This is a genomic window from Streptacidiphilus rugosus AM-16 (assembly GCF_000744655.1).
GTDB lineage: Bacteria > Actinomycetota > Actinomycetes > Streptomycetales > Streptomycetaceae > Streptacidiphilus > Streptacidiphilus rugosus.
Window position 1 is genome coordinate 5,127,555 of record NZ_JQMJ01000004.1, and the last position, 20,327, is coordinate 5,147,881.

General features: G+C 72.9%; 21 protein-coding genes. 8 read left to right on the top strand and 13 right to left on the bottom strand.

Going from position 1 to position 20,327, the window contains the following annotated elements; genetic code table 11:
* Positions 1-55 precede the first annotated feature (55 nt).
* Positions 56-1,801, top strand: a complete 1,746-nt coding sequence (locus BS83_RS32555; protein WP_051944446.1) for a methyltransferase — start codon at positions 56-58, stop codon at positions 1,799-1,801.
* Here the strand turns inward: BS83_RS32555 and BS83_RS32560 are convergent.
* Positions 1,734-3,554: a hypothetical protein gene (locus BS83_RS32560; protein WP_051944447.1), complete on the bottom strand. Its 1,821-nt coding sequence runs from the start codon at positions 3,552-3,554 to the stop codon at positions 1,734-1,736. The genes BS83_RS32555 and BS83_RS32560 overlap by 68 nt on opposite strands.
* Positions 3,555-3,881: 327 nt before the next feature.
* Here BS83_RS32560 and BS83_RS32565 point away from each other — a divergent pair, with 327 nt between their 5' ends.
* Both BS83_RS32565 and BS83_RS42440 read left to right on the top strand, forming a co-directional pair.
* Positions 3,882-4,235 carry a hypothetical protein gene (locus BS83_RS32565; protein WP_037607039.1) on the top strand — a complete coding sequence of 118 codons (354 nt, stop codon included), beginning with the start codon at positions 3,882-3,884 and terminating at the stop codon, positions 4,233-4,235.
* Between the two features lie 217 nt (positions 4,236-4,452).
* Entirely contained in the window at positions 4,453-6,162 is a 1,710-nt protein-coding gene (locus BS83_RS42440) for a discoidin domain-containing protein (RefSeq protein WP_051944448.1), read from the top strand.
* A 46-nt stretch (positions 6,163-6,208) separates the two neighbouring features.
* On the opposite strand, the gene BS83_RS42445 is transcribed toward BS83_RS42440, so the two are convergent.
* From BS83_RS42445 to BS83_RS32590, 4 genes are all read right to left on the bottom strand, one after another.
* Entirely contained in the window at positions 6,209-6,676 is a 468-nt protein-coding gene (locus tag BS83_RS42445) for an SsgA family sporulation/cell division regulator (RefSeq protein ID WP_084714498.1), read from the bottom strand.
* A gap of 10 nt (positions 6,677-6,686) precedes the next feature.
* Positions 6,687-6,917, bottom strand: a complete 231-nt coding sequence (locus BS83_RS32580; protein WP_037607040.1) for a DUF6458 family protein — start codon at positions 6,915-6,917, stop codon at positions 6,687-6,689.
* Between the two features lie 4 nt (positions 6,918-6,921).
* The gene (locus BS83_RS32585; protein WP_037607041.1) at positions 6,922-7,200 is read right to left on the bottom strand and encodes a hypothetical protein; all 279 of its coding nucleotides are present in this window, start codon (positions 7,198-7,200) and stop codon (positions 6,922-6,924) included.
* A 216-nt stretch (positions 7,201-7,416) separates the two neighbouring features.
* Positions 7,417-8,349 (bottom strand): SigB/SigF/SigG family RNA polymerase sigma factor, encoded by a 933-nt coding sequence (locus BS83_RS32590; RefSeq protein ID WP_037607042.1) that lies wholly within the window; start codon positions 8,347-8,349, stop codon positions 7,417-7,419.
* 266 nt (positions 8,350-8,615) lie between these two features.
* Between BS83_RS32590 and BS83_RS32595 the strand changes: the two genes are divergently transcribed.
* Together BS83_RS32595 and BS83_RS32600 are read left to right on the top strand one after the other, a co-directional pair.
* On the top strand, positions 8,616-8,996 hold the full coding sequence (locus BS83_RS32595) for an STAS domain-containing protein (RefSeq protein WP_037610325.1): 381 nt from the start codon (positions 8,616-8,618) through the stop codon (positions 8,994-8,996).
* Positions 8,993-9,442, top strand: coding sequence for an ATP-binding protein (locus BS83_RS32600; protein WP_037607043.1), 450 nt, complete (start codon positions 8,993-8,995; stop codon positions 9,440-9,442). The genes BS83_RS32595 and BS83_RS32600 overlap by 4 nt, the downstream gene beginning before the upstream one ends.
* A 22-nt stretch (positions 9,443-9,464) precedes the next feature.
* On the opposite strand, the gene BS83_RS32605 is transcribed toward BS83_RS32600, so the two are convergent.
* The 6 genes from BS83_RS32605 to BS83_RS32630 form a co-directional block, all read right to left on the bottom strand.
* Positions 9,465-9,878: a DUF6334 family protein gene (locus BS83_RS32605; RefSeq protein ID WP_037607044.1), complete on the bottom strand. Its 414-nt coding sequence runs from the start codon at positions 9,876-9,878 to the stop codon at positions 9,465-9,467.
* Between the two features lie 68 nt (positions 9,879-9,946).
* Entirely contained in the window at positions 9,947-11,635 is a 1,689-nt protein-coding gene (locus BS83_RS32610) for a discoidin domain-containing protein (protein ID WP_037607045.1), read from the bottom strand.
* Positions 11,636-11,805: 170 nt separating this feature from the next.
* Positions 11,806-12,342, bottom strand: coding sequence for an NUDIX hydrolase family protein (locus BS83_RS32615; RefSeq protein WP_157597415.1), 537 nt, complete (start codon positions 12,340-12,342; stop codon positions 11,806-11,808).
* A gap of 156 nt (positions 12,343-12,498) precedes the next feature.
* On the bottom strand, positions 12,499-13,269 hold the full coding sequence (locus BS83_RS32620) for a VOC family protein (RefSeq protein WP_037607046.1): 771 nt from the start codon (positions 13,267-13,269) through the stop codon (positions 12,499-12,501).
* A 141-nt stretch (positions 13,270-13,410) separates the two neighbouring features.
* Positions 13,411-13,638, bottom strand: coding sequence for a hypothetical protein (locus BS83_RS32625; protein WP_157597416.1), 228 nt, complete (start codon positions 13,636-13,638; stop codon positions 13,411-13,413).
* 45 nt (positions 13,639-13,683) lie between these two features.
* Complete coding sequence (locus BS83_RS32630; protein ID WP_037607048.1) at positions 13,684-14,091, bottom strand: hypothetical protein; 408 nt, start codon at positions 14,089-14,091, stop codon at positions 13,684-13,686.
* Between the two features lie 175 nt (positions 14,092-14,266).
* Between BS83_RS32630 and BS83_RS32635 the strand changes: the two genes are divergently transcribed.
* The gene (locus tag BS83_RS32635) at positions 14,267-14,866 is read left to right on the top strand and encodes a TIGR03086 family metal-binding protein (protein ID WP_037607049.1); all 600 of its coding nucleotides are present in this window, start codon (positions 14,267-14,269) and stop codon (positions 14,864-14,866) included.
* Positions 14,867-14,991: 125 nt separating this feature from the next.
* Complete coding sequence (locus tag BS83_RS32640; protein ID WP_037607051.1) at positions 14,992-15,180, top strand: hypothetical protein; 189 nt, start codon at positions 14,992-14,994, stop codon at positions 15,178-15,180.
* A 293-nt stretch (positions 15,181-15,473) separates the two neighbouring features.
* Here BS83_RS32640 and BS83_RS32645 read toward each other — a convergent pair whose 3' ends face one another.
* Both BS83_RS32645 and BS83_RS47990 read right to left on the bottom strand, forming a co-directional pair.
* Positions 15,474-15,920: an ATP-binding protein gene (locus tag BS83_RS32645; protein ID WP_332262361.1), complete on the bottom strand. Its 447-nt coding sequence runs from the start codon at positions 15,918-15,920 to the stop codon at positions 15,474-15,476.
* A 41-nt stretch (positions 15,921-15,961) separates the two neighbouring features.
* On the bottom strand, positions 15,962-16,645 hold the full coding sequence (locus tag BS83_RS47990; RefSeq protein WP_232248569.1) for an STAS domain-containing protein: 684 nt from the start codon (positions 16,643-16,645) through the stop codon (positions 15,962-15,964).
* Positions 16,646-16,838: 193 nt separating this feature from the next.
* Between BS83_RS47990 and BS83_RS32655 the strand changes: the two genes are divergently transcribed.
* Complete coding sequence (locus BS83_RS32655) at positions 16,839-20,303, top strand: HAMP domain-containing protein (protein ID WP_084714499.1); 3,465 nt, start codon at positions 16,839-16,841, stop codon at positions 20,301-20,303.
* The last annotated feature ends 24 nt before the right edge of the window (positions 20,304-20,327 follow it).

Below are 20,327 nucleotides of genomic sequence, written 5' to 3' on the forward strand. Positions count from 1 at the left end.
TCCGCACCGCCCCGATCGAGAACGCCGAGGTTACCCCGCGATGAGTCACCCCGCGATGACGACGACGCTCCCCTCCGACGCGGCCCGCCTTCGGGCCACGGTCGACTTCGTCAAGGTTCAGGACACCTCCGGGCTGCTCCCCCTGCTGCTGCCCGGGCTGGACGCACTGGAACTGCGGTCCCTGGTGGACCGCTGCCACTTCTCGCACGCCGCGCTGCTCGTCTTCCCCGCCTCGGCGGAGGCGCTGCGCGCCCAACTGGCCGACTGCGGGCTGGCCCCGGACACGGCCGCCCAGCCGAGCGTCGTCGTCCGCGACCGGCTCGCCTCGCGGCACCGGCGCGACGCCGCCGGTCTGGACGTGCGCATCCTGCGCCCGCCGGTGCCAGGACCGCGCGGTGAGCACCGCACCGTGGAGGTCTTCGCGCTGACCGTGCCGCCAGGCTCCTCGCTCGCCCCCGTGGCCGACCACGAACGGATCGGCCAGCACGAGGCCCATCTCGCCTTCGAGGTGGAGAACCCCGACCCGCTCGTGCTGCACGGCCTGCGGGCGCTGCTCGGCCGCCACGGCGCCGTCGCCGACGGCGGGGGCTACAACCCGCACGAGGACGGCACGGTGTTCTACTTCACCGCGCCGAAGGACTCGAAGGCCGGGTACGGGCGGGTGGAGCTCTACGCGGCCGGCGACCACAGGGACGTGCTGGCGGACCATCTGAGGGAGCACGGCGCGCGGCAGCCGGCGGAAACGCTTCTGCGTCTGATGACCGGGGCCTGGACCACGCAGGCTCTGGCCGCCTTCGCCGAGCTGCGGGCGGCCGACGCCCTGGACGCCGCGGCGGAGACGGCTCCTGAAGCCCTGGCCGTGGCCCTCGCCGTCGATCCGGAGAGCCTGACCCGGCTGCTGCGCTACCTGGCGATGCTGGGCGTGGTGGCCGAGGGCCGCGCGGGCTTCCGGCTCACCCCGCTCGGCGAGCTGTTGCGCAGCCGCACCCCCGGCTCGATGCGGCCGCTGGCCCTGATGTACGGCGGCCCGTTCTACCGGTCCTTCGCCGGCCTGGGGCACACGGTGCGGACCGGCGAGGTCGCCTTCGAGCGGATCTTCGGCGAGAACCACTTCGACCACTTCGCCCGGGACCCCGAACTCGCCGAGCTGTTCGACCAGTCGATGGCCGCGAGTTCACGGCTCTTCGAACCGCTCGCCGCCCACCCGGTCGTCACCGCCGCGGGCCGTGCGCCCGCCCCCGCCACGATCGTCGACATCGCCGGCGGCAACGGCGAACTGCTCGGCCGCCTGCTGGGCGCGCACCCGCGGCTGCGGGGCGTGCTGCTGGAGCGGCCGCACGCCGTCGCAGCCGCACGACGCTCCCTCGACGCCGCCGGACTCGGCGCCCGGTGCACCTACCTGGCCGGCGACTTCGCCGACGTCCCGCCGGACGCCGAGGTCTACGTCCTCTCCCGGGTGCTGCACGACTGGGACGACGACCGCTGCCGGGAGATCCTGCGGCACTGCGCCCGCGCCATGCCCGCCCACGCCGACCTGCTGATCGTCGAGCGCGTCCTTCCGGCCGACGGCGCCCCCTCGCTGGCCACCGCCTGGGACCTGCACATGATGTGCAACGTCGGCGGCCAGGAGCGACGCAGCGACCACTACGCCCGGCTGCTCGCCGACGCGGGCCTGGCCCTCGTCGGACACGCCTCGCTCCCCCTCGACGGCAGCGTGCTGCACGCCCGCAGGACTACGGCGTCGGCGGGCGGCCCGCCCGCTGCCGGCCCGGCGCGCCGGGAGCCGGAAGCGGCTCGATGACCGTGCCGTCGTCCAGCACCGCCCGCAGCGGAGCACCCTGCGCATAGGGCACGGAAAGGAAGTGACGGCCCGCCACGTCCGCCGTGGCTCCGGTGGGCAGAATGATGCGGCTGACCCTGCGGCTGCCGGCCACCAGCAGGAAGGCGGCGCCCCCGTGCGGCGGAGCCCAGCGGACCCCGGCCACCACGTTCTGCTCGAAGCGGCTGCACGAACGGCCGCCGGCCTCCGCCCCGGTGACCGTCGCACCCGCGGCGCCCGGGGCCAGGAAGAGGGTGTCGGTCGAGCCGTCGCCGTTCCAGCGGTCGGCGCGGGCGCACACCCAGGCGGCGGTCCCGTTCGTGCCCGGCAGCGGCTGCTCCGCGAACTGCCAGGCGTTGACGGCCTTCACGGCCTCGCCGCGTAGGGCGGGCAGCTCGCAGGCCAGACGGGACCAGAGCACCAGCGCGGCCGGTCCGGTCGCCTCGCGCGGCGACTGCGCCGGGCCCGCCTGGGGCGGCGGCTGGTAGGTCAGGTGGGTCGCGACGAGCATGCCGAGATCGGTGAGCAGGAACGCGTGGTGCTCGGCGACCCGCGGCGAGGAGCGCAACTGCAGCACGGGCCAGGAGCCGCAGCCGACCGCCGGGGGGCGGGGCGCGGGCGCGGTGACGCCCTGCGGCGCGGCCAGGTCACGGGCGGGGGTGTCGGGGGCGCGCAGGTCACGGAGTTGGAGGCTGCCGACCCAGGGTGCAACGAGGAAGCGGTCGCCTGCCGCGGTGCTGCGCAGCAGCACCGCACCGGCGGAGGTGACGTCCGCGTCGTCGTCCCGCGCCACCTCCAGACGCTCGGCGTCTGCCGCGGTCGGCAGGTCGGGCCGGGTGTAGCGGGCCAGTCTCGACCCGTCGTCCAGCAGCACGACGTCCGCGCCGTCCAGCCTCCCGGCCCAGAGCACCCGGGGTGCGTGCGCCGGGGGCAGTGGGTCGGTGCCGGGCTCCGCAGTGACCAGGCCGGGGGTGCACCAGCTGCCGACCGCACGGGCGAGCAGCTCCGCGTCGCCGAGCCCTGGACCGCGGGCGGGCCAGGCGCCGAAGTCCAGCCGCGCGGTGTCCGTCCACGCGTCGGCCGGAGCCGCGGGCGCGGGAGGACCGGCCGCCGCCGGGCAGGAGGCGCGCGACGCGACCCCGGCGCCCGCTCCGGGCAGCAGACCGGCCACCACGGCGACGGTCGCCAGGCCGATCAGTACGAGGAGGGCCGCGGGGAGCCGCCTCGGCGGGCCGGTGAGGCCCGGGCGGGCCCGGACGTAGCAGGGGTCGAAGGCCGGTCCGAGCAGCAGGCGGCGCGTCTCCGCGGCCCGCAGCCCCGCGCGCAGCCCGGGGAGCAGCCGCGCCGCCGCCGAGGTCGCGGCGACGGCGTCGGCGACCCCCGCCGCGCGCAGGGCCTCGATCGTCGCGGCCTCGTCCAGCTCCTCCAGCTCCAACAGCACCGCGGCCGCCCGCTCGGCGGCCGGCAGGCCGCCGAGCCGCTGGTCGAGGCGCAGCGCCTCCGGCTCGTCGAGCGGCGGGAAGAGCCGTAGGTCCGCGCTGCGGCGGAACCCGCGGGTCCACCGGCGCGGAGCGGCGGCCAGGACGGCGCGCAGCACGACCACGCGCGCCTGCAGACCGTCGGCCGCACCCGCCGCGCGGCGGGCGGCACGGTGCGCGAGGAGGACTCGGCGGTGTCGGTCGATGTCGGCGGGAAGCATCAGGTAGGCCATGCGGGCCGACCGTTCGTACTCCATCGACGAGGCGGCGTCCGCCCGCCGGGCCGGGGCGACCCAGACGGCCTAACGCGGCGATCATCCGATGGTCACGCGGGGCGTCCCGGTCATCGCCCCGCGAGCGCCTCGCCGACGCGATGCGCCCTCCCTGCGGCTCCAGACGCCGCCAGGGTCGGCCGACTGCCCGGTCCGGCGAGAGAGCGCTCCCGCACGAAGCCGTCGACGGGGCGGCGATGTGCTCTCCGCGCCCGCCCCCGGACGGACCCACCGTGTCGATCCGACGGCTCGGGGTAGGCGCGGTGACAGGCGATCCACGACGGATCGGCCCCGAGACCGCGGAGGTGGACAGTGAACCGGCAGCTGTGGAGCTACCCGACCGACAGCGGCCTGCTGGCCGGGGAGGACGTGACCGACTACCGGGTCGAGGCAGCCGACGGCGCCATCGGCCACGTCGAGGCGGTCCTCGACCGCGAGGAGCAGCGCTCGTTGATCGTCGACACCGGCACGTGGATCTTCGGCCGGCGCGTCGTCGTCCCGGCGGGCGCGGTCTCGCGCGTGGACGGAGCGACCCGGACGGTGCACGTGGTGAGGACGAAGGACGAGGTCAAGGCCGCACCGGCGTTCGAGCGCAACGACGACGACTTCTGGACGCGACTGGGCAGCTACTACGGCGGCTTCCCCGGCTACGGCCCCATGTTCTGACACGGCGACACCTCGGGCGGGCCCCGCACCACAACGGCGCGGGGCCCGCCTTCGCCGTGCCCGAGGCGCCCCCCGCGCGTGCTGCTCGCGCCCGGGTCATTGACACGGGAACTGACGAGGGCACACCATGTCCGACGCGAGAGAGCGCTCTCTCACCCCGCCGAGCCTCTCTCGCGCCGCCCCCACCCAGGCACGCGTCCCCCGAGGGGAGAGCCGCATGTTCACCCGCCTTCGCGCCCTCAGCACCACCGCCGTGTTGGCCTTACTGTCCGCCGGAGTCCTGGCCGGTGTGGCCACCGCGCCCGCCGCGCACGCCGACACCCCGCCCCCGCCGCCGTCCGGCTGGACCACCGTGTTCAGCGACGACTTCTCCGGCGCGGCCGGATCCGCGCCCTCGTCGGCCAACTGGTTCTACGACATCGGCACCGGTTACGGCACCGGGGAGAAGGAGCAGACCACCAGCTCGACCGCCAACACCTACCTCGACGGCAACGGCCACCTGGTCCTCAAGGCGCTCTCCAGCGGCAGCGCCTGGACCTCCTCGCGGATCGAGTCCACCCGTGACGACTTCCAGGCCCCGGCGGGCGGCAAGCTGGAGATGACTGCCTCGATCGAGCAGCCGAACCCGGCCGACGGGCTCGGGTACTGGCCCGCCTTCTGGGCGCTCGGTTCGCCGATGCGCGCGGGCGGCGGCTGGCCGCAGTCGGGCGAGATCGACATGATGGAGGACGTCAACGGACTCAACGAGGCCTCGCAGACCCTGCACGACTCGGCCGGGAGCAGCGGACACCCGCTCATCGCCTGTCCCGGCGCGGGTTCCGGCTGCCAGACGGGTTACCACACCTACTCCGTCGTCGTGGACCGGACCAACACCGGCGCCGAGAGCCTGCAGTTCCTGATGGACGGCACGGTCGAGAGCACGGTCACCGAGGCCTCGGTCGGCACGGCCGCCTGGCAGCAGGCGATCGACCACGGCTTCTTCCTGATCCTGGACCTCGCGATGGGCGGCAACTACCCGGACGGCGTGCAGGGTTCGGCCACCCCGACGGCGGCCACCAGCTCCGGGGCCTCGATGAGCGTCGGCTACGTGGCCGTCTACGAGCAGGGCGGCAACTCCACGCCGCCCGCCACGGCCACCGCGTCGGGGACGGTGACCGGCAACGGCGGACTCTGCCTGACCAACCAGAACTCCCTGAACACCGAGGGCAACCCGATGGGCCTCTCCGGCTGCAACGCGAGCAGCGGGCAGCAGTGGTCGACCTGGAGCGACAACACCGTGCGCGTGCAGGGCGGTTGCCTGGACGTCGTGAGCGCGGGCACCAGCAGCGGCACGAACACCGACTGGTATCCCTGCAACGGCACCCCCGCCCAGACCTGGACCCACCAGGCCGACGGCGAGCTGCTGAACCCCAACTCCGGTCTGTGCCTGACCGATCCGGGCGGCAACACCGGGGCCAGGCTCGACATCGAGACCTGCTCGGGAGCGGCCGGCCAGCTCTGGACCGGCCCCGCGGGCGGCGGTGGGGGCGGCGGCTGCGGCACCACCGACCTCGCGCTGAACCGGCCCGCGACCGCCTCCTCGCAGGAGAACGTCGCCTTCCCCGCGCAGAACGCGGTGGACGGCAACAACGGCACCCGCTGGTCGTCGCAGTTCGCCGACCCGCAGTGGCTGCAGGTCGATCTCGGGACGACCCACTCGATCTGCGGCGTCACCCTGGCCTGGGAGACCGCCTACGGCAAGGCCTTCCAGATCCAGACCTCGAACGACGGCGTCAACTGGACCACGGTCTACGCCACCACGACGGCGACCGGCGGCACCCAGAGCCTGAACGTCTCCGGCAGCGGGCGCTACGTGCGGATGTACGGGACCGCGCGCGGCACCCAGTGGGGTTACTCCCTGTGGGAGTTCGACGTCCTGGGCAGCTGACGCCCAGGGACGGTCCGCCCGGTCGCCTCGGCGGCCGGGCGGACCGTCAGGACAGCTCGCGCCCCAGCAGCGCGTCCCACTCGCGTTCCCAGTCGCAGGCCTCGTCCTCCCGCCCGGGGCGGACGCAGTCCCGGCAGGCCCGCAGGAACCGTACGACGGCGTCCCGCCTGGCCTCGAGGACCGCCTCCGCGGTACCGGACCGCAGCGTCAGCCGGACGGCCCCCTCGCCCGCCGGAGCGACCCGTATGTCGCCGTCGCCGACGGGGGCCAGCAGCCCGACGTCGAGCAACTCCCTGGCGAACAGCCAGGTGAGATCCCCGCTGCCGGGCCCGACGAAGCCGGGAAAGCTCAGCTTCACCGCGAACGGGTCGGACCGCCGGTAGGCGAACCTGGCGGGCAGCTGCGGCCCCGCGTCGGAGCTGTCGATCAGCACGAGCGGGATGTGATGCTCGATCTCGGAGAACAACGTGGCTCCTCGGGCCGGGGTGAATGCGGTGCGTGCGATGGTGCGCATGCCCAGGTGGTCAGTAGTCCTGGCGGTAGCGGCGTTCCTCGACGATCTCGGAGTCCGGACTGCGGTCCACCAGCAGGCGCCGGCGCCGGAAGAGCGCGCCGTAGGTCAGCAGGCCGAGCAGTCCGGCAATCATCAGGATCACGCCGACCACCGGTATGTCGATGCCCTTGACGTGCCAGTCGACGCCGAACGCGAGGACCGCGCCGGCAGCGAAGACGAGGATGCAGCCTCCGATACCCATCAGCTCACCGTTCCTTTCCGAAGTTTCTGTAGCGCAGGACCGACGCCACGCCCAGGTAGGTCAACGCGGGCACGCCGTAGACCAGCACCACCCGCCCGGTCCGGTCGGTCACGCGGTCGAACAGGCTGTGCGACCAGGTGGCCAACCAGTCGGCACTCGTGCGGAAGAACTGCACCGCCGGGTTGGCGGCGTCGGCTCCGATCAGGTCCATCAGCAACCAGCCGACCAGGACCAGCGCGGCCAGCAGGGCCGCGAGCCTGATCAGCGAGGAGAGGCCGGACACAGGTCGTGCTCCTCACTCGCTCCCGGCCGAGTCGCGTGCCGGGCGGGGGAGCGTGCGCACCCGACATGTCGTCAGGTCGCGTCTGCCCCCTTCCCGTCGGGGAAAACGGTCGCGGACGCGCCGAGGGCCCCGCCCTCGCGCCCTTCGCGCGAGGAGGGGCCCTCGAATCCTTTCGTGGGCCGACGCCTGACGGTCATTCGGCCGCCGTCATGCTGCTCACCCCTGGTCGTCGTCGACCATGAGGCCCTTGCGCAGGCTCGCCAGGGCGCTGGAGAGCAGCCGGGAGACCTGCATCTGGGACACGCCGATCCGTGCGCCGATCTCGGCCTGGGTCAGCTCGTCGACGAAGCGCAGTCCGAGGATCGTGCGGTCGCGCTCCGAGAGCCCGGCCATCAGCGGCTTGAGCGAGGCCAGGTCCTCCACCTGGTCGAAGAGCGGGTCGACGACGCCGATCCGGCGCAGCAGCGGGTTGTCCTCTTCCGGCTCGGTCGTGCCGGCGGCGCTCGGCGTCTCCAGCGTGCCCGCGGTGTAGCAGTTGGCGGCGAGCCGGCCGTCGACGACGTCCTGTTCCGGCAGGCCCAGGTGGTCGGCGAGCTCCCTGGTGGTGGGGGCCCGGTTGAGCCGCTGCTCCAGGTCGTCGCTCGCCTTGGCCAGGCGCAGCCGCAGTTCCTGCAGCCGCCGGGGCACGTGGACGGCCCAGGTGGAGTCGCGGAAGTACCGCTTGATCTCGCCCGTGATGGTCGGCAGCGCGTAGGTGAGGAACTCCACGTCGCGGGACTGGTCGAAGCGGTTGATCGCTTTGATCAGCCCGACGGTGCCGACCTGGACGATGTCCTCCATCGGTTCGCTGCGGTGCGCGAACTGCGTCGAGGCGTAGCGGACCAGACCCAGGTTGAGCTCGACGAGCGAGTTGCGGACGTAGGAGTACTCCGGCGTCCCCTCCTCCAGCGCGCGCAGGCGCGTGAACAGGACCCGGGAGAGTTCCTTGGCCGTCGCGGTGTCGACGGTGGCGGGGTCGGGTATCTCCGGCAGCGCATCGCCCGCGGCGGTGGCGGCCGTGGTGACGGCAGTGGTGACGGCACTGTTGCCGATCTCACGAGCCTCCGGGACGCGGCTGACGGCGGCGGGTGCGGTGACAGTGCGGGGCATGAGGCTCCTCCGGCGACGTGGCCCCTGCCGGCGCTGCGGCAGGACCCGGTTTCTTCGGGCTTCTACCCGCGCCTACCCGCGTTCGCCGGGGCGACACGTCGCCGCCGTGACCTTTCTGTGATGATCCGGTGATCACCCCGACGGGACGCGGTGGTGGAACGGGAAGGAGTCGGTGCCCGCCACCGTGCATGACCGCGCGACCGCGCGGGCACCTGCCCGGTAGCCTCTGCGCAGAGGCGACCATCGACACGTGGGAGAGCGCGCGCATGTCCGAACGGCCCGAGGCACCCTCCGTCGATCCCGCCCCGGAGCGGTTGACCGTCTCGGTGCGCAGACAGGACGGCGCCGGAGTGGTCGCCGCCGCCGGGGAGCTCGACCACGACACGGCGCCCTCCCTGGCCGAGGCCGTCCGCTCGCTGGCGGACGCGGGCGTCACCCGGATCGTCGTGGACTGCCGCGAGCTCGGCTTCTGCGACTCCACCGGCCTCAACGTGCTGCTCAAGGCGCGCCTGCGGGCGGTCGACGACGGCGGCAGATTCCTGCTGACCACGCCCGGCCCGCAGCTGCGCCGACTGCTGGAGCTGACCGGAACGGACTCCGTCTTCGAGATGCGCGACGACGTCACCGCCGCTCTGGCGGACACGTGAACGGCCCGCGCACCGAGTCGGGCCTCACGCGCCAGGTGCCGGGGCGGCAGGTGCGCCGCCTGGGACTCGACGGCGTCAGCCGCCCGGTCGGGCGCGCCCGCGACTTCACCGGCGCGGCGCTCGCCGAGTGGCAGTGGGCCGACCCGCAGACCGACGACCCGGACGAGCAGGAACGCGCCGAGGACGTCCTTCTCGTCGTCTCCGAACTGGTCGCGAACGCGATGACGCACGGCGGCGGCGTCAGGGAACTGACGATCACCCTGGACGGCGACACTCTCGTCGTCGGCGCCACGGACCGCGAGCCCGGCCTGCCCACCCTGCACACCCCGGGCGACCCCACCCGCCCCGGCGGCCACGGCCTCCAGGTGGTCCGCCGCCTCAGCGACCAGTGGGGCACCACGGCGCACCCCACCGGCAAGACGGTCTGGGCCCGCTTCGACCGCTGAGCCGTCCCGTTGGGACGTCCCGTCAGTCGGAGCGCACCAGGCCGATCTGCCACCGGGACGCCATCGCGACCATCTGCACCGTGCACGGCTCCCTCCTGTCGCCGACGAAGGCGAACTGGATCCCGTCCTCGTAGCCTCGCTGGTTGCGCAGGAGCCAGATCCACTGCGCCGACATCCCGAGCGCCTGCCTCCACGGTGAGCCGGCGGGTGCCGGGCCGACGCTCTCGTGCTCGCGCCGTGCGATCCGGCCCGCGTCGATGCGGACCGTGTCGTCGTCCGGGTCCACGGAGAGCGTCCAGGACCCGTGCTCGAAATCAAGGACGACGGCGCTCACCCACCCTGGCACGTCGCCGAATTCGGCACGGACATGGTGGACGCCGGTCAGTCGCCCGGCGTCGTCGACCATTGCCTCGATCGCGTTCTGATGCACGCTCATGTCCCCCGTGGTCGACTCCGGTCCGCCGTTGCGGATGATCCTCGCATCACGGCGGTCGGGCGGCAGGCTCAGGTGGCGTAGACGGAGAGGCCTGAGGCCTGGCCGGCGGGCCAGCCGGTGTTGGCGGTGAAGAGGAGGCGCAGGTAGCGGGTGGTCGCGCCGGCGGGGTAGGAGAGGGTGGCGGTGTTGCCGGTGGCGGGGTCGAAGAGGTAGCCGGCGGCCGGGAGCACGGTGGTGAAGTTCGCGCCGTCGGTGCTGCCCTGGAGCGTGACGGTCTGGGTGCGGGCGCCCCAGGCGGTGGAGGGCGGCAGGGCGAGCACGATCCTGCGGGTCGTCAGCACGGAGCCGAGGTCGACCTGGAGCCACTGCGGGAAGGCGTTGTCGGCGCTCTCCCAGTACGAGCCGGGGTCGCCGTCGACCGCGTTGGCGGCGACGTAGACCTGAGTGTGGCTGCTCTCGGCGACGGGGCGGTGCAGCGCCAGATCGGGGTTGCCGCCACCTCCCCCGCCGCCGGAGCCGACCACCGGCTGGGTGGGACGCGTGGCGGTGAGGGCGGTCCGGCCCTTCAGCATGGAGCCGCCGTCGGCGGTGAGCCGCAGGTAGTAGTCGGAGGAGCAGGCGGTGCCGTCCTCGTCCAGGGCGAGCAGCCCCGAGCCCGCCGGGACCTGGCCCTGGTTCTCCGCGGTCCTGGCGATCTGGTTCCCCTCGCCGAACTCGTCGAACATGGAGATGTAGACGCTGCTCACGCCAGCCCTGGTCATGTTGTAGAACTGCCGCCACATGAAGTCGCCGTGGGCCCGCTGGCGGGCCGAGAGGTCGCCGGGGAGGACGCACGGCTGGTAGTCGACTCCGTGCGCGGCGCAGTCGGCGAGGTCGGGAACGGTCGCGTCGGCATAGAAGTGGTCCGCGTCGGCGGCGGTGCCGATCCGGCCGACCATCCACGGCGAGAGCATGTCGAAGGCGTGGTACACGTCCAGGTAGCCGGCCCGGGAGTCGTTGGCGCCCAGTCGCCACCAGGTCGGCACACCGCCCATGACGTAGCAGCCCTGGGACTTGAACCAGCTGATGACGTCGGCGCAGGCGGCCGGAGACCACGGGTGGTTGGCGTCGTCGAAGCCGAAACCCCAGATGCCGACCACCGGCTTGCCGTTCTGGCGCGCGTAGGCGGAGGAGGCGGTGTGCGCGGACATCCTGCTCGTCCAGTCCGCCTTGATCTCCGACTGCATCGCCGCCCAGCCGCTGACGTCGTACATCACGTAGAACCTGACGCCGTACACCTCGGCGGAGGCCCGGACCCTGGCGGTGACCGCGTCCCGGGTGGGGCCCTCGCTGCCGTTGGGGTCGAAGCGCTGCAACGCGGCGGTGTCGCAGCCGTTCTGCCGCATCCACTGGAAGTGGGTGTCGACGGTCTGCTGGTCGTAGGAGGAGAAGAGGGAGGCGGGACCACCGTTGCCGAGGTCGGCGTAGGCGGTCGGGTAGGTGCGGCTGAACTCCCGTGAGTCCGGCCAGGCCTTGATGACGTTGTTGCCGGGCGAGGGCGCCTGGGACCAGTTCTGGCCCCAGTGCCACCAGGCGTTGATCGGCGCACCGTCACCGGGGCAGGCGAACCAGCCCTGGTAGCCGACGGTCACCTTGCCGACGACGTCGCCGGCCGGGCTCGCCGCCCGCGCCGTGCCCGATGCGGTGAGCCCGCCGAGGGCGACGCCCGCGGCGCCGGCCGAGAGTGTGGACAGGAAGGTGCGACGCGAGACTGTCATGGACCATCCCGGAGACAGGGCAGCCGACATGGACAGGACGGACCTCGGCCGCGCTCTGGGCGGGAGCGTATTGACCGGATGACATCAAGGCAAGACTCGAAGCAGCTTACGCAAATCCTGTCGCTGGTCGCGCAAAACTTGCATAGCGCCTTTCTCGGGGGTCGAGTCGCTCAGGAGAGCGCGCCCACGTGGGCCAGCGCCTGACGGAGCAGCACCCCCTGGCCGCCCGGCATCTCCTGCTGAACCAGCTGCGAGGAGGCCTCCTCCGGGGTGAACCACTCCAGGTCGAGCGCGTCCTGCCGGGGCCGGCAGTCACCGGTGACCGGGACGACGTACGCGAGCGAGACGGCGTGCTGACGCGGGTCGTGGAAGGAGGTGACCCCGAGGGTGGGGAAGTACTCGGCGACCGTGAACGGCTGCAGGGAGGCCGGGATCCGGGGCAGCGCGACCGGGCCGAGGTCCTTCTCCAGATGCCGAAGCAGGGCGTCTCGGATCCGCTCGTGGTACAGCACCCGACCGGAGACCAGGGTGCGACTGACCGTTCCGTCGGGCCCGATCCGCAGCAGCAGTCCGACGTGCGTCACCTCGCCGCTGTCGTCGACGCGCACGGGCACGGCCTCGACATAGACGATCGGCATTCGGGCGCGCGTGAGTTCGAGCTCGTCGGACGCGAGCCATCCGGGCGTGGTTTCGGTCACGTCAGACATTGGGTGATCGTACTGTCCCGCCGTCCCGACGCGCGCGTCACCCGCCCGAAGCGGTCGGCGCGTCTCCCTAAAGGGTGACGGGGTCCGGCCGCGCGGGAGCAGAACTCCCGCGCGGCCGGACCCCGTCCCGCGGCGGACGACCCGACCGACGGCCCGTCAGCTCTCGCGCGGGGCGAAGACACCGAAGGTGGCGCCCTGCGGGTCGCGGACGACGGCGATCCTGGGGCCGTTCTCCATCTCGACGTCCACCGGACCGTGCATGACCTCGGCGCCCAGCTTCGTCGCCGCGGCCGCGGCCGCGTCCACGTCTGCGACCAGGAAGAACGGGTTCCAGTGCGAGGGCACCTCCGGCGGGAACATGTCGCCCATGTCCATCACCCCGCCGAACATGGTGTCCGCCAGGCCCACCATCGGGTAGGACTCCTCGTCCGACCAGACCTGCCAGCCGAACAGGCCCTTGTAGAAGTTCACGGCGGCGTTCTTGTCCCGGGTCGACAGGTCGATCCAGGCAAGGGAGTTGGACTCCTCCGCGACGCCGAAGCCGCTGAACTTCCCGGTCTGCCAGACGGCGAACGGCGCACCGGTCGGGTCGCTGAGCAGCGCCCAGCGGCCCAGGTCGCCCACGTCCATCGGCTCCATCCACACCTGTGCCCCGCCGCTCTTCGCGTCGGCGCACGCGGCCTCGACGTCGGGGGCGGCGAAGGAGAGCAGCCACATCACCGGCTGCTGCGGGTTCATCAGCGAGGCCACGGCCGCGGCCGGCGAGCCGGCCAGCGAGAAGGTCGTGTAACCGCCGTACTGGGGGTCGGGGTCCGTCTCGGCGGTCCAGCCGAACAACTGCCCGTAGAACGTCTTGGCCGCTTCCGGGTCGCGGGCACTCAACTGCGCCCAGCAGGGCGCGCCCGGGAGCTTTCCGATGACCTTCACCGCGGTTCCTCTCGTCTGGGTACGAAGGGGGCGATTCCCCATACAAGCCCCGAGCCGGAACGGATGCCACTCGACACGCGCCACGGCAGGCCCGTGCAACCCGCACGAGGTCCGGCCGCCCCGGGAGGCGACGCGTGGGCCTCAACGCCTCGTCCCGCCGGTTCTCGCCCCCTGCTCCCGGTACGCGGCCCAACAGGCCGGGCACACGTCCTCGGGCGAGACCTCGTCGGCGTCGGCGATGGACAGCTTCCGGGAGCCCGGGGTCAGCACCCGCCCGCACAGGGCGCCGTGCTGGTCCTGTCGGACGACGTGCCATCGGGCGACGTCGACGACCGACGGGTCGTGGATCGAGAGTTGGTGTTCGGCCATCAGTTCGCAGTACACGGTGTCACGTCACAGGTCGGCGGGTCCGGGTCAGTGGCCGAAGAGGTGGCGGTGGCGCCGGCCGGCGCCGGAGCCGGCCATGGGCCGTTCGTTCTCGTCGGTCTCGGCGGGAACCGTCTCGACGGGCGCGGTCTCGATCGGCACGGACGTGGCCGGCGCCGTGGTCGTCGCCTCGGGGGCGGCGGCGTGGCGGGCGCCGCGCAGCACCGCCCTGCGGCGGCTCGCCATGCGGCCGCCGACGCCCATCATGGCGAGGGCGAGGCAGAAGATCAGGGCCAGCGCGAGCCCGGAGAGGAAGATCTCCAGACTGTTCATGGTCGCGATGGTGTTGCCGAGGACCACCACCTGGTAGTCCGGTCCGCCGGAGAGGTTGCCCGCGATCAGCAGACCCGTGAAAGCTCCGGTGGCACAGAGCAGGAGCAGGCCGAGCAGCAGCATTCCAGGCTCCTTCGTCGTCGCTGCAGGCAGGCGGTCGTCCGACCGCCCCCAGCGCGTCTGACCCGTTCCGCCTCCCCCAAACCCGGTCGGGCCGGGACCGGGGTGTGATTCCGCGCGAACCGGGCATCCTCCCAGCCCGGACGCTGGTCCGGTGCAGCAGGCGAGGAGTGACGAGATGGTCACCTACCGACAGGACGACACACAGACGCTGCCCCAGCACTACGGCGCGGCGCTGGACCACTTCGGACGCCTCGTACGGCAGGTCGAGCCCGAGCAGTGGGGCCTGCCGACGCCCTGCCGCGCGTGGAGCGTGCGCGACCTGGTGAACCATGCGACCGTGCAGCAGCTGTGGGTGCCTCCGCTGCTGGCCGGGGCGAACGCCGTCTCCCTCGCCGACCTGCTGACCGGCGACCAGCTGGGCGACGACCCCGCCCTCGCCTGGAAGCGCGCCGCCGCCGAGGCCGAGGAGGCCGTCCACGGCAAGCGGGCTCTCGACGGCACGGTGACCCTGTGGCACGGTCCCGCGCTGGCCGCGCACCTGTGCAGCCAGCTGGCCATGGACACCGTGGTGCACGCCTGGGACCTGGCCCGCGCGATCGGCGCGGACGACAGGCTGCCGCACCTCCTGGTCGCCTTCGCCCTGCGCGAGGTCTCCGGCTACGCCGACCGGCTCAGCGCCTCCGGTCTCTTCGACGCCCCGGTCCGCCTCGCTCCCGACGCGGACTCCCAGACCCGCCTGCTGGCCCTGACGGGCCGCGACCCGCGAGGCCACTGACGGCGCTCCCGCCGGAGCGCCGCTCGACGCGGCCTCGGGCCGCCCCGATCGCACGCTTGACCGCGAACGAGCCGGGTAGACGCCCGGCGGCACAGCCGGTGAGGGAAGTGAGAGGAGCGACGGGGGTGAACGATCACAGCCGTCAGCCGCCGCGTCACGGCGCCGAGGCCGCCATGGACGCCGCGGCCCGGCAGCTCAAGGAGGAGATGGAGATCGCGCTGCGCCATCTGAGGGAGCAGGTGCGCGGATGGCGCGCACCCGGAGTCCGCGCGGCGGGCGACGAGGACGGCGACGCGCGGTACCGACAGGCGTGACCACCGTGAGCCCTGCGGCCGTGCCCGCCGCAGCCGTGGACAAAGCGGCCCCGATCAACGCGGCCGTAGGCCTGGCATCCCTGGACGCCGCCGCCGTGGACCGGCCGGCCCTGAGCACCGCCGCCCTGGACCGCGCGGCCGTGACCACCGCAGGCCTGAGCACCGCGGCCGTAGGCCGGGCAACCCCGGACGCCACCGCCGTAGGCCGCGCGGCCGTGACCACCGCAGCCGTCGGCCGCGCGGCCCTGAGCACCGCGGCCCTGGGCACCCGGGCCGGGACGCCGGGGCAGGGGTCAGGCTCGCTCGATCTCGAACCAGACCGCCTTGCCGTCGGCCCTGGGCTCGCTGCCCCAGCGGGACGAGAGCCGCTCGACGACGCGCAGGCCGTGGCCGCCAGGACGGGCCGGCTGCGCCGGCGGCCGTACCTCGGGTTTCTGCGGGCTCGCGTCGACGACCTCGACGCGCAGCCGGTCCCTGCCCGCGTCGTGGACCGCGAGTTCGCGCGGTCCGCCCGCGTGCAGACAGGCGTTGGTCACCAGCTCGGAGGTCATCAGGAGCACGTCCTCGACCACGGCGCGCTGCTCCTCGCCGCGTCTTGCGTCCTCCGGGATCTCCAGCCAGCCGCGGGCCGCCAGGCTCGCGTACACGAAGTCACGGCAGCGCCCGACCACGCCCGAGCCCCCGGCCAGTTCCAGCCGGTCCCCCTGCGACCCGTCGGCCGACCCGCTCAACTGCTCCACCGTGGTTCCCTTCGCTCGTCGGCTCGCTCGTCGGCCGTGGCTCAGTGCACCCCGCGCGCCTCGTCGACGGAGGCGTACTGCGGGAACAGCGTTCCCGCTCCGGTGATCTCGAAGACCCTCGCCACGCCGGGGGGCATCCCGACGAGCGCCAGCGAGGCGCCGCGCTCCTGGGCCCGGGTCCGGGCCTCCAGCAACAGGTTGAGTCCGGTCGAGTCGCAGAAGCCGAGGTCGGAGAAGTCCACCAGGATCCGGCCCGCCCCCGCCTGCTCGCAGCGGCCGAGCGCGGCGCGCAACGCCGGCGCGGTGTCGTGGTCGAGCTCCCCGACCAACCGCAGCACGGACTCCCGCGGGTCCACGCTCTCCGTCACGGCGAACCGCCCCTCGGCGGTCTCGCCGTGCTCCCAGGTCTCGGACGGCATGGGTCCGTGCTCCTTCCGGTCGGGGCGGGCGGTGTGCGGGGGCCCCGGCGTCGCTCTCGCCATCATCTCCCGGGTACGCGCCGCAGGCAGCACGGTGGGCGCTCCCCCTCCGGTGTCCGCGTCGCCCGTGGCGCCTGGCCGGTCCCCGCGGCTCCTGCCGCGGCGCCGGGGCAGCCGGCGCAGGCGGCGCGGCCGCATGGTCCGCAGCGCCGGCTCGAACCGCTCGTCGCGGCTCAGCTCCTGCTCGATGAAGAAGAGTGCCCGTCGCCCGCGCTGGGTGAGGACCGGGCCGTCCCTGGGCTCCACGGGGCGCCTCCTCACTGTCGGTGTTCCCGCGTCTGCCCAGTCCGGGACCGGTCAAGCAGAAAGCCGCCCATCGGGACGGGACGGCCCGCGCGGGGACTTCCGACATGGAAACGTGGAACCATGGAAGTGAGCGCTGCTCCGACGCCAAGCCTGCCGATCCGGTCGGCCGGCCGACGACTCGTGGAGGTCGGACATGGACACTCCCTCGTCGCCCGCACAGCGGCGAGCGGCCAGCTGGGACGATGCCGCCAAGGTGCACGAGGAGGGCCTGCGGCAACTGCTGGCGGGCCTGACGGCGGTCCGTGACGGCGACTTCTCGACCCGGCTCGCACCGGGGGCGGACGGGCTGCTCGGCGAGATCGCCCAGGTCTTCAACGGCACGCTGGACCAGCTGACGCTGGTCACCTCCGAGGTGACCAGGGTGGCCCAGGAGGTCGGCGGCCAGGGCAGGCTGGGCGGCCAGGCGCAGGTGCCCGGCGTCAGCGGGGTGTGGCGTGAGCTCACCGACTCCGTCAACGGGATGGCCCGCAACCTCACCGACCAGGTCCGCAACATCGCCCAGGTGACCACGGCGGTCGCCAAGGGCGACCTGACGCAGAAGATCGAGGTCGACGCGCTCGGCGAGATCCTGGCCCTCAAGAACACCGTGAACACGATGGTGGAGCAGCTCTCCGCCTTCGCCGACGAGGTCACCCGCGTCGCCCGCGAGGTCGGCACCGAGGGCAAGCTCGGCGGCCAGGCCAGGGTGCCCGGCGTGGCCGGGACCTGGCGGGACCTGACCGACAACGTCAACTTCATGGCCGGCAACCTGACCAGCCAGGTGCGGTCGATCGCCCAGGTCGCGGGCGCCGTCGCGGGCGGCGACCTGACGCAGAAGATCGAGGTGGACGCGCGCGGCGAGATCCTCGCGCTGAAGACCACCATCAACACCATGGTCGACCAGCTCTCCGCCTTCGCGGACGAGGTGACCCGCGTGGCCCGCGAGGTCGGCACCGAGGGCAAGCTCGGCGGCCAGGCGGCCGTCCGCGGCGTGGCCGGGACCTGGAAGGACCTGACCGACAACGTCAACGTGATGGCGTCCAACCTGACCGGGCAGGTGCGGTCGATCGCCCAGGTCGCGCAGGCGGTCGAGCGGGGCGACCTGTCCAGGAAGATCTCCGTCGAGGCGAGCGGCGAGGTGGCCGCACTGGCCGAGGCGATCAACACCATGGTGGACATGCTGTCCGCCTTCGCCGACGAGGTGACCCGCGTCGCCGGGGAGGTCGGCACCGAGGGCGTGCTCGGCGGCCAGGCCAGGGTGCCGAACGTGGCCGGGACCTGGAAGGACCTCACCGACAACGTCAACTCCATGGCGAACAACCTGACCAACCAGGTGCGCAACATCGCCCAGGTGACCACCGCCGTGGCGCAGGGCGATCTGACGCGCAAGATCGACGTGGACGCCCGCGGCGAGATCCTCGCACTGAAGACCACCATGAACACCATGGTCGACCAGCTCTCCGCCTTCGCCGCCGAGGTCACCCGCGTCGCCCGCGAGGTCGGCACCGAGGGTCAGCTCGGCGGCCAGGCCGAGGTGGAGGGCGTCTCGGGCACCTGGAAGCGGCTGACGGAGAACGTCAACCTGCTCGCCGCCAACCTGACCCGGCAGGTGCGCGCCATCGCCGAGGTCACCAGCGCGGTGGCCGAGGGCGACCTGACCCGTTCCATCACCGTCGAGGCTCCCGGCGAGGTCGGCGACCTCAGGGACAACATCAACTCCATGGTCGAGTCGCTGCGCGAGACCACCCGACGCAACCAGGAGCAGGACTGGCTCAAGAGCAACCTCGCCCGGATCTCCGCCCTGGTGCAGGGGCCGCGCAGCCTGGCGGCCGTCGCCGAGCTGGTCATGGACGAGCTGACACCGCTGGTCCACGCGCAGTTCGGCGCCTTCTACCTGGCCAGGGAGGGCGCGGACGGCGTCCGCCTGGTCCGGGTCGGCGCCTACGGGGCGCCCGAGGGACAGGCCGTCAGTTTCCGGATCGGCGAGTCCCTGGTCGGGCAGTGCGCGCACAACCGACGCACACTGCTGATCGAGGACCTGCCGCCCGGCTACCTGACCATCGCCTCCGGTGCGGGCAGCGCCGCGCCGGCCTCCCTGCTGCTGCTGCCGATCGTGATGGAGGACCAGCTGCTCGGCGTCGTCGAACTCGCTTCGCTGCGCCCCTTCTCCCAGGTGCACCGGGACTTCCTCGACCAGGTCACCGACGCCCTGGGCGTCAACGTCAGCTCCCTGGTCGCCAACGCGCGCACCGACGAGCTGCTCACCGAGTCGCGCCGACTGACCGTGGAACTGCAGTCCCGGCAGCAGGAGTTGCAGCGTTCCAACGCCGAGCTCCAGGAGAAGGCGGCGCTGCTGGCCGACCGCAACTCCGACATCGAGACGAAGAACCTGGAGATCGAACAGGCCCGGCAGGAGCTGGAGGAACGGGCCCACCAGCTGTCCACGGCGTCCATGTACAAGTCGGAGTTCCTGGCCAACATGAGCCACGAGCTGCGCACCCCGCTGAACAGCCTGCTGGTGCTGGCCCAGCTCCTCGCCCAGAACCCCGGCGGCAATCTGACGGACAAACAGGTCGGCTACGCCACGGTGATCCACTCGGCCGGCTCGGACCTGCTGGAGCTGATCAACGACATCCTCGACCTGTCCAAGGTCGAGGCGGGCAAGCTGAACGTGAACCCGGAGCCGTTCGCGCTGCGGCCGCTGCTGGACTCGCTGGAGAGCACCTTCCGGCCGCTGACCGCCGACAAGGCGCTGGAGTTCCGCGTCAGCACCGGCCCCGACCTGCCCGGCGAACTGGTCACCGACGAACAGCGGTTGCGGCAGATCCTGCGGAACCTGCTGTCGAACGCGGTCAAGTTCACCGAGAGCGGCAGCGTCGAACTGCGCGTGGAACCGGTCGCGGCGGACTCCCTGCCCGAGGAACTGGCGGGCACGGAGCATGCGTTGGCCTTCCAGGTCACGGACACCGGCATCGGCATCGCCGACGAGCAACTGGACAGCATCTTCGGCGCCTTCCAGCAGGCCGACGGGACCACCTCCCGCCGCTACGGCGGCACCGGTCTCGGACTGTCGATCAGCCGCCAGATCGCCCGCCTGCTCGGCGGCGTCATCCAGGCCAGGAGCACCATCGGCGTGGGCAGCACCTTCACCCTGCTGCTGCCGGTCCGCCCCAGGCAGCAGCACACCGAGGCCGAACCGTCCGTCCCGCCCGAGCCCGCGCCGGAGGAGGCCAGGCTCGGCCACGACCTCGACGGCCGCACCGCGCTGGTCGTGGACGACGACGAGCGCAACGTGTTCGCGCTGGCCGGCCTGCTGGAACTGCACGGCGCGCGGGTGGTGCACGCGGGCGACGGCCAGGAGGGCGTCGACGTGCTGCGGGCCCGCGAGGACATCGACGTGGTGCTGATGGACCTGATGATGCCCGGACTCGACGGCTACGCGGCCACCCGGCGGATCCGGTCCGACCCCCGGTTCGCAGACCTGCCGATCATCGCGGTCACCGCCAAGGCCCTCCCCGGCGACCGCGACGAGATCCTCGAGGCAGGCGCGACGGACTACGTCGTCAAACCGGTCGACGCCGACGACCTCCTCGACCGGATCCGGCACCACCTGCGCTGACCTGTGCCGGTCCGCGCCGGTCCG